Annotated in this window: 10 protein-coding genes; 7 read left to right on the top strand and 3 right to left on the bottom strand. The window is 49.6% G+C overall.

Going from position 1 to position 13,828, the window contains the following annotated elements; all coding sequences use genetic code 11:
- Positions 1-7: 7 nt before the first annotated feature.
- From IDH45_RS06080 to IDH45_RS06070, 3 genes are all read left to right on the top strand, one after another.
- A complete protein-coding gene (locus IDH45_RS06080) occupies positions 8-5,398 on the top strand; it encodes a SpaA isopeptide-forming pilin-related protein (RefSeq protein WP_190925684.1) in 5,391 nt (1,796 codons plus the stop codon).
- A gap of 102 nt (positions 5,399-5,500) precedes the next feature.
- Positions 5,501-6,184: a class D sortase gene (locus IDH45_RS06075; protein WP_317891152.1), complete on the top strand. Its 684-nt coding sequence runs from the start codon at positions 5,501-5,503 to the stop codon at positions 6,182-6,184.
- 43 nt (positions 6,185-6,227) lie between these two features.
- Complete coding sequence (locus tag IDH45_RS06070; RefSeq protein ID WP_190925682.1) at positions 6,228-6,428, top strand: CHRD domain-containing protein; 201 nt, start codon at positions 6,228-6,230, stop codon at positions 6,426-6,428.
- A gap of 185 nt (positions 6,429-6,613) precedes the next feature.
- On the opposite strand, the gene IDH45_RS06065 is transcribed toward IDH45_RS06070, so the two are convergent.
- Together IDH45_RS06065 and IDH45_RS06060 are read right to left on the bottom strand one after the other, a co-directional pair.
- Positions 6,614-8,506 (bottom strand): FtsX-like permease family protein, encoded by a 1,893-nt coding sequence (locus IDH45_RS06065; RefSeq protein WP_190925680.1) that lies wholly within the window; start codon positions 8,504-8,506, stop codon positions 6,614-6,616.
- Entirely contained in the window at positions 8,481-9,245 is a 765-nt protein-coding gene (locus IDH45_RS06060) for an ABC transporter ATP-binding protein (RefSeq protein ID WP_190925678.1), read from the bottom strand. Before IDH45_RS06060 ends, IDH45_RS06065 begins: the two co-directional genes overlap by 26 nt.
- Before the next feature lie 229 nt (positions 9,246-9,474).
- On the opposite strand from IDH45_RS06060, the gene IDH45_RS35190 reads away from it, so the two are divergent.
- Together IDH45_RS35190 and IDH45_RS35185 are read left to right on the top strand one after the other, a co-directional pair.
- The gene (locus IDH45_RS35190; RefSeq protein WP_223836417.1) at positions 9,475-9,624 is read left to right on the top strand and encodes a winged helix-turn-helix domain-containing protein; all 150 of its coding nucleotides are present in this window, start codon (positions 9,475-9,477) and stop codon (positions 9,622-9,624) included.
- A 134-nt stretch (positions 9,625-9,758) separates the two neighbouring features.
- A complete protein-coding gene (locus IDH45_RS35185) occupies positions 9,759-9,941 on the top strand; it encodes a transposase (protein ID WP_397326985.1) in 183 nt (60 codons plus the stop codon).
- 675 nt (positions 9,942-10,616) lie between these two features.
- On the opposite strand, the gene IDH45_RS06050 is transcribed toward IDH45_RS35185, so the two are convergent.
- Positions 10,617-11,777, bottom strand: a complete 1,161-nt coding sequence (locus IDH45_RS06050; protein WP_190925674.1) for a TolB-like translocation protein — start codon at positions 11,775-11,777, stop codon at positions 10,617-10,619.
- A 134-nt stretch (positions 11,778-11,911) separates the two neighbouring features.
- On the opposite strand from IDH45_RS06050, the gene IDH45_RS35180 reads away from it, so the two are divergent.
- Together IDH45_RS35180 and IDH45_RS06040 are read left to right on the top strand one after the other, a co-directional pair.
- Positions 11,912-12,178 (top strand): LPD29 domain-containing protein, encoded by a 267-nt coding sequence (locus tag IDH45_RS35180; RefSeq protein ID WP_397326984.1) that lies wholly within the window; start codon positions 11,912-11,914, stop codon positions 12,176-12,178.
- Positions 12,179-12,273: 95 nt separating this feature from the next.
- Positions 12,274-13,806 carry an extracellular solute-binding protein gene (locus IDH45_RS06040; protein WP_190925671.1) on the top strand — a complete coding sequence of 511 codons (1,533 nt, stop codon included), beginning with the start codon at positions 12,274-12,276 and terminating at the stop codon, positions 13,804-13,806.
- Positions 13,807-13,828: the final 22 nt, after the last annotated feature.

The raw sequence follows: 13,828 nt of genomic DNA, 5'->3' as shown, positions 1-13,828 counted from the left end.
AAGAAACATGCGAAGGAAAGTATCGGTTCTCACGATCGCGCTTCTGCTATTTGCCCAAACCTTTACGGGTCTGTTTAATACGGCTTATGCAGCAGCGATTACGGACAGTATCCTATCGAAGGTAATCTTGATGGATGGCCAGGGAAAGATCATTGATGCGACTCTAGATCCTGATTATCGGGTCACGCCGGCTTCAGCCGTCAAGCTAAACTACGAATGGGAGCTCGAAAACGGACACGGATACAGGTCCGGCGATACTTTCACATTCAAAATTCACGACCTGTTTGAAGTTTATAACGACGCGACCGGTGATCTAATGATCGCTGGAAATGTGAAAGTCGGTACGTTCAAGCTGCTGGAAAGCACGCGCGAAGTAACCATGACCTTTAACGATGAAATCCAAAAACGATCCAACGTGAAGGGCACGCTTACGTTCGACACGTGGTTCAGCGAGAGCACTAAAACATCAGAATCGGAAGTCACCATTTCGATCCCGATCAAGGATAATCAGACGCAAGATCTTACGGTTTTGTTTCAACCGAACGTGACGGAAACGATCAAAAAATCGGGTTCTCCCAATCGGAACAAACAAACTCAGTGGATCAACTGGACGATCGACGTTAACAAGAAGCTCGAGAGAATAAGCAATGCTGCCTTAATTGACGAGCTTCCGCCGGGGCTTGCCAAGCCCGCTAATGTGGAAGTCTATGAGCTGATTGTTAAAAACAACGGTACTACAGTGCGTGGAAACAAATTGAATGCTGCGGATTATACATATGATCCCAATGTCGCAGCAAACAAATTTGCCGTAAATTTGGGCAATATCGATTCAGCCTACCAGATTGTGTTTACAACCGGATTTACGGATGACAAAAAGTCATTTGTGAATAAGGCTACTCTGACAGGCGGCACGACGGAGCCTCTTGCAACATCACCGACCGTAACGGTCGACCGCGGGACGCTGCTGGAAAAGAAGACCAGCGGTTATGACTCGAGTACTCAATCGGTAAGCTGGGAGATCGACTACAACTATTCGTTGAACCAGATTCCTGCTGCACAAGCGGTGCTTGTAGACCAGTTTGACAATATGCATGTATTGGACGGACAAGTTGAGGTCTATGAGGTAAGCTTTGATTCGAATGGCAACGCAGTTGTTGGAGACAAGCTGACAAGCGGGTATGCGGTAACGCCTGCTACGGCCACAGGGAAAAACGGCTTTGAATTGATATTTCCTAGCGGAGCCAGCCAAGCCTACAAAATCAAGTACAAAACCAAAGCAGCAGGGAATGTGTATGAAGACCATACCCTGAGTAACAGCGTAACGACGGGTACGACCACGAAGTCGGCTACACAGAGCATCAGCCAGAAATTTCTCGATAAAGGGTCGAGCAATCCAAACTATAACGACAAAACGATAGATTGGACTGTACGGATCAACGAGATCGGGTATACGGATGTTCAAAATCTCGTCTTTACAGATACATTCCCGTTTGGCGGCTTGCAGTTGCATGGGCCGATTAGAGTTCAAAGAGGCTCGACGACGTTGACCCAGGGCACGGACTATACGATTACTCAAGATCCGACTACGGGCTTTACGATCACGTTCTTAAAACCGGTCACGACCGAACATCGAATCACTTACACGACGAAGTTCGATAATGAATGGAAGCCGCCGCACGATAATTCGTTCGGTATTTCCCAAGGGGATCATAAGGATAATTTTTACAACCGGGGCAAGCTGGACTGGAAAGTAGTTGAAAACAGCACTACGGTGGACAAAACGAAAACGATCACAGCCCCATTTATTCCGGATACGTTCACCAAAGCCAACGGATTTAAAGAAGGTTCCTACGATGCGGTAACGAAGGAACTGACCTGGAAAATCGGTATCAACTACAACAACAGACCGATTACGGATGCGGTTGTGAAGGATATTCTCGGACAAGGTCAAAAGTATGTGTCCGGTTCTCTGAATGTGCACCATATGACTTTGTCGGGAACGGAGAACGGAATCGTAGTTGGAGCCGAGGTTAATAACAGCGAGTATACGTTCACGGAACCGAATGCGGCCAACAACAACACGTTGAGCGTAGCATTCGATAAACCGCCGGGCAAAGTGATCAACACCCCCTATTACATCACGTTCAAGACTAGTCTTGACGGTGTGAAAATTGATGAAAAGACGATCTCGAATACCGCTAATTTGTACGAAAACAGCAGCACTCCGCTTACTAGTTTCGGAACAACCGTAACGATTAAACATGGCGGCGAATTCGTCTCCAAAACTGGTGCGCTTCACTCAACCAACAAGGTCCTTATGGATTGGTCGCTGCCGATTAATAGAGGACAGTCGTTGGTAGAAAACGCTACGGTGAAAGACGAGCCGAGCGCAAACCAAATCTTGGTGGAAAGTTCTTTCAAGCTGTATCCTACATTGGTTAGTTCGAATGGAACGGTAACGAAAGACTTGACGAAACCTTTATTAGTAAAAGATGTAGACTACACCCTGTACTTTGCAACGGATGACAACGGTAAGCAGTCGTTTGTGCTGAAGTTCAAAAATTCAAATCCGAATTATGCAATCAAGGATGCCTACATTCTGGAGTATCAGACTTTCATTAACGCGTCCGGCCAAGTATCGGTAAGCAATTCGGTTACCTTTACCGGAGATCAGATTACAAAAGGTGAAAAGACTGCTATCGAAAGCGAGACGGTTCGGAAGACTACCGGTTCTGGTACCGGAAACGGCGTTACTGGCACCTTGATCATTAAGAAAACCGATCTGGACACGGGAGCCGTTCTGAAAGACGCACAGTTCAAGCTGGAGCGGGAGTCGAACGGGAAGCGGATTCTGATCAGCCAAACGGAAAACAAGACAGATGCAGACGGATTGCTGAAATACGAAGATTTGCTGTTCGGCACTTATATATTGACCGAGACTGCGGCCCCGCGCGCGTACGAGCTGGATTCGACAGAAAAAACGATCATTTTGGACGCCGCTACGGCCGGCAGTGCACCTTATGAGTTCGAAGTCAAAAATAAGCGAGCCATAGGCGATCTGATCGTCAAAAAAGTCAAAGAAGGCACGAATACCGTTCTGCAAGGCGCAACATTCAAGCTGGAGCGGGTCAATTCGGACAGTACCCGGACCACGGTCTCCAATTCAACCTATGCGACCGGCAGCAACGGATTGTTGAAGTATGCGGATTTGCCGTTGGGGAATTACATGTTGACGGAGATTATAGCGCCGTACGGGTACGTTCTCGATCCGAAGGAACATTCCATCGAACTGACTCCAGACCATGTCGGTACGACAGGCTATGAGTTCAAGGTCGAAAATAAAGCGAGAACAACAGGCAGTCTCGTTATCAAGAAAGTCGAAGACGGTACGAATGCGGTCCTGGAAGGGGCGCAATTCAAGCTGGAGCATAAGGCTTCTAACGGCACCCGGACTACGGTCACCCATTCAACGTATACTACGGACATCAATGGATTGCTGAAATACGAAGATTTGGCGTTAGGCACTTACATTTTGACGGAGACCAAACCACCGGCCGGGTACGAACTGAATCCGACGGAACGGGAGATCGTTCTGACGGTAGCCAATACCGAAGTTACGGGTTACCATGAGTTCGAAGTCAAAAATAAGGCGAGAACGACAGGCGATCTGATCATCAAAAAAGTGGATGCCGATACGACGACTAAGGTTCTGCAAGGAGCACAGTTCAAGCTGGAGCATAAGGCGTCTAACGGCACCCGGACTACGGTCACAGGTGCAACGTATACTACAGACATCAACGGATTGCTGAAATACGAAAATTTGGCGTTAGGCACTTACATTTTGACGGAGATCGTGGCACCGTACGGGTATGAGCTGGATCCGACGGAACGGGAGATCGTTCTGGACGTAGCCAATACCGAAGCTACGGGCTACAATGAGTACGAAGTCAAAAATAAGGTCAGAACGACAGGCGATCTGATCATCAAAAAAGTGGATGCCGACAACACGAGCACGGTGATGCAAGGAGCACAGTTCAAACTGGAGCATAAGGCGTCTAACGGCACCCGGACTTCGGTCACAAGTGCAACGTATGCCACAGACATCAATGGATTGGTGAAATACGAAGATTTGGCGTTCGGCACTTACATTTTGACGGAGACCGTGGCACCGTACGGGTATGAGCTGGATTCGACGGAACGGGAGATCGTTCTGACTGTAGCCAATACCGAAACTACGGGTTACCATGAGTTCGAAGTCAAAAATAAGGCGAGAACGACAGGCGATCTGATCATCAAAAAAGTGGATGCCGACAACACGAGCACAGTGCTGCAAGGAGCACAGTTCAAGTTGGAGCATAAGGCGTCTAACGGCACCCGGACTACGGTCACAGGTGCAACGTATACTACAGACATCAATGGATTGCTGAAATACGAAGATTTGGTGTTTGGCACTTACATTTTGACGGAGATCGTGGCACCATCCGGGTATGAGCTTGATCCGACGGAACGCGAGATCGCTCTGACTGTAGCCAATACCGAAACTACGGGTTACCAGGAGTCCGAAGTCAAAAATAAGATGCAAGTAATATTGCCGAAAATAGGAAATTTCTTCATCAAGAAAGTTGACGACCTCACGGGAATGCCGCTGCAGGGAGCCATCTTCAAGTTGGAGCAGTTGACTACGGTAACGGGCTCGACATATGGAACTGGAACTACGGTTACGGGTTCGACTTATGGCAAAGTTATCATTGGAACGTATACGACTGGCCAGGATGGATTGCTCAAGTTTATCGACATGCCATTCGGCACTTATATTTTGACCGAGATTACAGCACCGAACGGTTATGTGCTTGACTCGAAGGAATTGACAATTATTTTGGATGCAGCAAGTGCAGGCACTATCGGGGTAATCGAAGTCAAAAATAAGAAGCAAGGCAAGCTGGTTGATCCGGTCGATCCGGTAGATCCTGAGGATCCGACAGATCCGGTAGATCCAGGCAAGCCGGTTGATCCGGTAGATCCGGGCAAGCCGACGGATCCAACAGGTCCAGGCAAGCCGACGGATCCAACAGATCCAGGCAAGCCGACGGATCCAACAGATCCAGGCAAGCCGACAGATCCGGGCACCACAACGCCTGAGGATTCGGGTAACGCAGGGGCAGGCAATAATCAGGGGAACGGCCAGACGCCTACAGATCCTGATCCGGACAACTCCGGTACCAGCGGAAATCATTCCCTCATCGCCAACTCGGACGACAACAAGTCGAACGATGTGGAGCTGAGCCAGCTTCCAAAGACCGGAGAAGACAGCCGTTTGCCGCTTCAGGTTGCCGGTTTGACACTGGTTGCCGCAGGTATTGCCGGTCTTCTGTACAGAAGACGGGTGCGCGGCCTCTAATCGTTTTTTATGCTAGAATAGTTGTACGGGGAGAAGCCTGGATACCTTGACGGTATTCAGGCTTCGTCTCTAGATATTCGAGTCGGGGGCGTGGCTAACTAAGTGAGAAAATTGTACATCTTGTTTATACTGGCCGGTATCACGCTTCTTGCTTACCCTTCGCTCCATGAAATGTACTCGAACCGTCAACAGGAGAAGCTGCTCGCCGCGGCGGAACGAAGATTAGCTCCGATACAGCCGGATCGGACGGAAACGGATCGGCTGCTGTCTGGTCTCGATCGTGTGTCGCAATTATTTGTAGAAGAAGCGGCTGAGGAACAACAAGGGGAGGATAGATCGGCTCCCGCGTTACCCGAACCGGCGATTCACGAGCCGGAGCCATCGTCAGCCGTAATAGAGATTGCCAAGATCGGGCTGAAGCTGCCGGTACTCGAAGGGGCTACCCAGGCTAACATGAAGCACGCTGCTGCCCATATGTCCGAGACGACGCCGATCGGCCAAGTCGGTAATGCGGCTATCGCTGCGCATAGAGTGAGAGCAAAAGGGAGATTGTTCAACCGTCTCGATGAGCTGGACATTGGAGACCAAATCAAGGTGCAGACGGGAGAAGGCTCTTACTTGTATACGGTATACCAAATTTCTGTCGTAGAGCCGACGGACGTATCCGTTTTAAATCGGAACGATCAAGATCGAATACTGACGCTGATCACGTGCGACCCGATTGTGGAGGCGACGCACAGGCTGATCGTTCATGCAAAGATAGAACCCGGCGATGCGACCAAGTGAAGATAGACGATAACCGGTAGAAACCTGAACAGTCCTCTCCCGGATGGCGGCCATACAGTATAATACGCCACCGGGGAGGAGTGAGGAGTTATCCGAAACATTTAGAGTTGTATTATCGGGGCGGGAGGAAGTGCCTCCTGTCAGAACCGCAGCAAGCGGCAACGCTTTTTTCCGGCTAAGCCGCGACGGGACGAGGCTGACTTTCCGGCTGTCCGTATGTGGAAGACAACTCGTAAGAGATTAAGGGAAAGGGTATCGGAGCGGAAAGTTCACGGGCCGCATTTGAAGTCGTGTTGTAACCTTAAAACCTCAAAAAGACAACACGACTTCAACGAGCGGCTGGAGCCCGATACCCATTCCCTCTAACGCACTAGCGTATGGGTTTGCAGCGACAAAGGACCGTCCGGAGGTATTTCCGGACGGCTTTTCTTACATCACATTTTTAAGCTTTCTCACATAATTCGTCTTAATGAAGAGGAAGTATACGATCTGGATAGCCAGGAACGTGCCCAGCACAAGCGCCGAAGGCTTCACGAGATTGGCGTTAAACGTGTTTTGCAGCGTATTCAGCGCAACCGCCCCGTGAACGAGCGCGACGACTATAGGTACGAAGAACAGCAGGGCGATTTGCGTCGAGACGATCTTCGACAGCTCGGCCTCCGTCAGACCGAGCTTGGAGATCGCCCGGTACTGCACCCGGTCGTTGTCCAGGTCGGCGTATAAGCGGAAGTACAGGAAGCTGCCCGCCGCGACGAAAAAGACGGCGCCGATGAACAGTCCGGTCAGCAAAATTTGCCCGAAACTCTGGTTCATCTCGTTGATCTCGTAAGCCCGGGACGTAAAGTTGAACTGCTTCTGCTCGCCCTGAAGCTCCCCGTTGAGCGTTTTGGCCGCATCCAGCGTCTGCTCCCACTTCTTCACCTCATACACATAGGTGACCGAGCCTCGCTCCGATTCGGGAAGCGACCGGTAAGCCGCGTCGGAGATGATGACGATGCTCCCGTAGTCGAACTGCTTCAGCGGGGCCGGGATGGCTTCGTTTTTCGTCACCGCAAACGAAGAACCCCCTTCCTTCACATTCAACTGCTTGGCCTGATCGCCTTCCTCCGGCCGCCCAAAGCCCATATCGTCGGGAAAATACAGATAAGCTTGGCGATCGCCGAGTTGGATCTGCCCGTTCATCAGACGGTTGTAGTCGCCGGCCGGGATGAAGAGGTGTTGTCTGCCCGATTCGGCTACTTGCAGCCTTTTGATATTCACGACGAATTTCTCATACTCAAACTGTTCCTGCTGCAGCCGCTGCTCGATCAGGGACGTATGCTCGTCTGCGCGGGTATTACCGGCAAATGATTCGTATTTGAAAGCCGGAGTCGATTCCGACATCATGCTTACGAACATCGATTTCATCCCGACCAGCGTGCCGATCGAGCAGAATGCGACCGTCGAGATGATCGCTACGAGGAAAAACATCCGTGCGTTATCTTTCATCCGGTAAGCCAGATCGGACAATGTAATCATATTCGTATTGCTGCGGTACAGCTTTTGCTTGCGTTTCAGCTTGTTGATGATATACACGCTCAACTGGGTGAACAGGAAGTACGTACCCACGCTAACGATTACCACGACGGGAAGCAGCGCCAGCAGGACGAGCATTCCTTTCACGATAAAAGCGACGGCGTAACCGACGGCGAGCAGTACGGCGGCGAGTATAGCCAGCCAGGTGGATGCCTTCGGCTCCGGCTTCGGCTTCGCGGTTCCTTTCAGCAGATCGATCAGGGAGCTGCTTCGCAGGATGATGGCCGTAAAGAGCGAAATCACTACGAAGAGCAGCGTGAAAGCAGCCAGCGTTAACCATCCCGCCGTGACGGGCCAATAAAAGGAAAGCGGCTTCTCCAGCGCCAGCACGGACGTTCCCAGCATCAGCATCCCTTTCGACAAGAGCAGTCCGGCCGCGATGCCGGAAGCGGTAGCGGTAAGCCCGATGATCACATTTTCGAGGAAGACGAGCTTCCGGAGCTGCAGATCGGACATGCCCTGCATGATGCAGATGCCGAATTCCTTTTTGCGCGACTTCAGAAAGACGCTCATCGAGTACAAAATGAAAAGAAACGTGAATACGTAAATGATATACTGCGACACGTCCATACTTGTCTGCGCGCCCTTGCCGTAGCTGCCGTGGGTCGAGAAGTTCAACTCCGGGTGGAAGACGAACATCGAATAGGCGAAAAAGATCATGACCGAGAAGGCGCAGCTGAAAAAATAGCCGGCATACAGACGCTTGTTGCGGAAAACGTTCTTAAACGCGAACTGACGAAAATTCATCCGACGATCCTCCTATGGAAGACAATACGTTCATGATGTTTTGGAAAAAGGCTTCGCGTCCGTCCGAACGGTGCAGCTCCCGGTACAGCGCCCCGTCCTTGATGAAGATGACGCGGTCGCAGTAGCTGGCCGCCTGCGGATCGTGGCTCACCATCATCATCGTGGCGCCTTCGTCGCGATTCAGCCTCTGAAGCGTCTCGAGCACGTCTTTGGCCGACTTCGAATCGAGGTTGCCCGTAGGCTCGTCCGCGAGAATCAGCTTCGGATCGTGGATGATCGCCCGCGCGATGGCGGTGCGCTGGCACTGGCCGCCCGAAATTTCATACGTGCGCTTATTCAGGATGCCCGCGATGCCGAGCTTGTCCGCGATTTGCTGCACCCGCTTGTCCTGCTCGGCGATCGGGACGTTTTCCAGCGTTAGCGGAAAGATAATGTTTTCTTTTACAGTCAACGTCTGCAGCAGATTAAAATCCTGAAAGACGAAGCCGAGCTCCTGGCGGCGGAACAGCGCCAGCTGGCGTTTGTTTAACCGGTGGGTGTCGACGCCGTCGATAAGCACCTCGCCCGACGAAGGCTTGTCGATCGTCGAGACGACATTCAGCAGAGTCGTTTTGCCGCTGCCGGACGGTCCCATGACGCCGACGAATTCTCCCTTTTGAATCGTAAAGTTTAAACCTGACAACGCTTGATAGGCTACTTTGCCTTCATATACTTTGGATACGTTTCTGACTTCCAGCATGTACGGTACACTCCTTCAACGTTTTGCGAAGCAATATTGGCTTCGAAACCATCAGCTTCGGCGAATTCTCTATGGATATCATCGCATCCGGCCGTCCGGAGCGCCATGGATCTAACTTACGGAAAACTTTCAATGTTGTAAGCTTTGCATGCGAGAACGGAATTCAACGATCAGCAACGTCATCAGTTAGCGGGTTTGCTGGAGCATAAGCAACCAGTTGATGTAGGTTTTGAAGCGCGCTTACACCTGGACGCTTCCGCTTGTGTCGGAGTGGATCAAGCGGGAGTTTGATGTTGCGATGAGCGTTAGAGGCATTAGCGCGATGCTTAAACCGAAACGCGTCAAGTTCATCACAGGGAAGAAGAAAAGGCCGATGTAACCGCCTTTATTCGCTTTTACATGACATTCTTGCGGCATACCCGAACGGGAAAATCGCCATGATTCTGGATAACAGCCGCATTCATCATGCGATTGGCTTAAAAGCCTTTCCTGGAAGAGAATTCGCGTCTATAGTTGGTTTTTCTTCCGCCGTGTAGTCCGAATCTAAATCCTGCCGATGGATTATGGTTGTGGCTTAAAACGGACGTCGTTAATAACGTCTTTTTCGAAAAGTTCTATAAGACTCGTATTCATGGGGGCTCAAGAACAAAGGGAGCTTCATTAAATTGGTTTATGGATACATATCGAAGAGGGTAACTATTTGCAGTAGGGAGTAATTTCGAAGCTGGACGGGCTGCCTGTGTTTTGAGCGGTCAGCCCGCGCCCAAAGGTAATCACCGCCGCGGGCGGTGATCTCGGATTAAAGGGTGGCCGCCGCCTAGCTCTGGCCAGCGAAGTCAAATCAATGATGCCGAAGATCTTCTCGAAAGACAAAGGCAGAGAACACAACAAAAACGCAAGAAGCTGACGTCGATCGTACTGACGTCAGCTTCTTGCGTTTCAAAGTGCGATAAAGACTATTATTGATCTTATACATATTGCTTCAGTTTGGAGAATTTGTCCTTATTCTGAATAGCCCATTCGCTGGGGTCGACGGTTTTATTCTCCACAACATTTTTTGAATTATCTGTTAGTGCAATGACCACTGGAAATAGATATTCATCACCTTTTTCGATTTTTTCCAAGATAAATGGCAGGGCATGGGTACCCATTTCATTAAGTTTTTTACTTTTTCCGCAGTCGTTAACACTTGATCGGCGGTTACCGAATCAAACAAAGAAGGGGATAGATTTAAGATATTCAGGCCATTTTGTTTTGAACATTTTAGCCGATATCCACTTTGTAGATTCATTTTTTTTCAGATCCACTTTTGCAATACTCTCGATTGCAATGGCCAGTATATATATTCTTAGTCATAATTTTCTCTCCTCTCTACAGTTTTTCTATATCGACTACAATAGTTTCTTCCTGGTCTCTAGATGTAAGTTCGTAGATGTTTACCAATACCGTTTTGTCATCTTGCCATTGAAGAGAGCGTGCTACCTTTCCCTCTGGAATATCTAGCTTTTTAGTTGTTAAATCCTTCATATTTACAATTAATAATTCGAATTTTGGTTTTTCAGGAACAGGCTGAGCTATTATAGCGATATTAAGGTTTTTATCGGATATTACGACACTGCTTGCTCTAGCTAAACTTTCGTGTTTCAATGTTCTTGAGTTGCCGTTTGAAAGATCAATGATCTCAATTTCTCCGCTCGATTTTTGGCCCACTAAATAGGGCGACGAAACAGCAACTGAGAACATCTCACCTAGATTTTCGCTTTTCCCGGCCTTCGCGTGAATTTTCAGTAAGCTGCCAAAATGTCTCGCCACAAATTCCGTCTCGTTTATCCAACCTTCAGGCGTTATGGCCCCTTGAATTAGAGCCTTCTCTTCGCCGCTTATTAGATCTTTTACCCAAACCTCTTCCTTACCGCTACGGTTTGTAAAAAACACGAGGGTTGTACCTTGCGGGTTGATACTCGGTCGACTCCCCCACCAAACGAACGGATCTCCTCCGTTAGGACTTGGTTGCTTCGACTTAATTTTTGCATCCTCAATCGAATAGCCGCCTACTTGATCCTTAAGCAGCTTTTCAATAGTTCCTCTTTCAACATCAACAGTATACAAAGAGCCTTCAAACTCGAAGACGTTTTTATTTGTATTGGGGATCGAAATGACCGCCCCATACACTGCACCCGGTTTATGGAAACTGCGGGGTATCAGTACGATTTCGCCGTTCCTATTCACGTAATCGAATTCCAAATCAATGGAAAAACCGTCATGATTCATTTTAATTGTCTTGGTTATCAACCCTTCGGCTTTATTCTGAAGCTGCATTGCGGGTTTACCGGTTACGGGATCTATGGATTTAACCAAATTGGCCTTATCCTGGTTGCTTGGCGGTTGAAAAGTGACTCCTTCTTCCAATACAACTGGTCCCTGCACCTTCGTAAAGATTGACCACGGATTGACACTTGCTGTGACAGCACCAACGGTGAGAACGGCAGCTACAATAACAGTCCCTGATGCTATAACAAAACTCTTTTTCATAGATAGTTCTCCTTTCAATAATAGAATTCGCAGGCTGTTGTAAGCGCTACTACAACAGCTTAAACATATACACCATTCCCTTCTTAATAAATTCCGAGTATACCACAATATGTCATATTGAAGCACTTAAAGCTGTGTTTCCCAGGGTGAAATTTTCGTATCGAATTGATTACGATTCGGTTTCTTGTTACTGGACCGATGGCCCCATGAAAGAGGACGTTCAGAAGGTGCTGAATCGCTTCGAGTCCTATACTCGGATCCTTGCGCGTGACGATCGGAAAGAGGCAACAGGGTATGAATGGGGAGGGACGCTCTATGTCGGACCGAAATATCTCAATGCCAACCGGAGCCTGTCTAACGAACGCAAGATATCGATAAAGAACCACGTTCCTTATTGGTGAACAAATAATTCTTGTCTTTTTTCCATTTAGTACCTACAATTGAACCTGTATTGGCTATTGCCAAACGACCTTGTTCACAGGGAGGGGGATCTTTCGTGATCGGTTACAGGCAATCGGCTTTCAATCGAATTGCACTGGGTACGCTTCTTGCTCTGCTCCCGGCGGTCTCCGGCTGCAGTTATATGAAAGCGCAAACATCGGAACCGTTTACGCTTGAGTTAATAAGGAGCGACCATCCGGCACAGGTTCTGAGGACGGACACGCCTGTCTTAAGGGAAATCCGGCGAATAACCGGCACTACATTAAACCTGGTCCCGGTTCCGCTCAGCAGCTATTCGGACAAGAAGAGATCGCTGATGACGACCGGCCATATGCCGGATATTTTGCTGATTAATCCGAATGAGATGACTGAGTTTGCAAGAACGGGGATTTTTCTGCCCGTATCCGACTATTTGGAACAGATGCCCCATTTCCGGAGCATCCTTGAGGAAAATCCGCTGATGCAGCGATTGTATGTAGACGGCAAGCTGTACGGATTTCCTGTAACGGCTCAGCATTATATTCAAAACGCGAAAGCGCCGATGATTCGCACCGACATCTTGAAGAAGCATCAGCTCGAGGTTCCCCGTACGTTTGACGAGTTGTATACCGTACTGCAAAAGCTGAAGGAGCTGTATCCGGATTCGATTCCATGGACGGCGCGAGGAATCGGATCGTTTCTGAATGCGGTCGCCTTCGGACTCGGCTCGGGAGCGGGGATGTACTTCGATCCGGATCTGAGAGGCGGGCGGTACTTGTACGGGACGAACAAGCCGGAATTCAAAGAAGTGCTGATGTACCTGAACAGGCTGTACCGCGAGGGGCTGATCGATTCCGACTTCGATGTTAACAGTCAGCAGCGCTGGAGCGATAACCTCGGCTCGGGGAAATCCTTTTTTTATTACGACAATTATACGTTTGCGCTTAATTTCAACGAGGCGTTAAAGCGGGATCATCCGGACTATCGTCTGGAGCTGATTCCTTACCTTGCAAATGCTAAAGGCAGCGCAAGAGGATTTCTGTATCCGAAAGGTTGGCTATCCGATATTTATGCGATCAGTTCCAATGTGGAGGACCCTCTCCGGGTTATCAAACTCTTCGACTGGCTGTATAGTCCCGAAGGGGCGTTGGCATCGAATTTCGGCATTCGTGGGGAAACGTACGAGATCGTGGACGGAGAGCCCCGAGTAAGCGCCCGTCTCGCCGAAACCTACAAACAAACGGCCGACCCGGTTCGCATGATGCAGTCGGAAGTCGGGGCCGGTCTGCTGGCCATTTCTCCTCTTGTCGATGAAAGGCCGGCCATGGAGCTGTCAAGTCCCGACTTGCTGCGCTGGAGCGAGCAGCTGAAGCGCGATCCGGGGGCGATTGTCATCGACAATGTGGCTCCAAGCTTTACGAAGGAGGAACGGGACCGGTTGACCCACATCCGTTCCCGGCTGGCCCCACTCGAGCAGGAGCTGCTCAAGTTTATAATAGGGACAAGGCCGTTAAGCGAATACGAGGCTTATGCCGAGCAATTGACTGGGGCCGGCGTACCCGAGATGGAGACGATCTATAACGACGCATTGGCGCGTGTACGGCCATAGAGCGGTGTGGGGGAAGTTTGCA

It is taken from the genome of Paenibacillus oceani, assembly GCF_014705615.1.
Taxonomy (GTDB): domain Bacteria; phylum Bacillota; class Bacilli; order Paenibacillales; family NBRC-103111; genus Paenibacillus_AB; species Paenibacillus_AB oceani.
The sequence above is the reverse complement of the archived record's forward strand: the minus strand, read 5'-3'. Positions and strand labels throughout refer to the sequence as shown.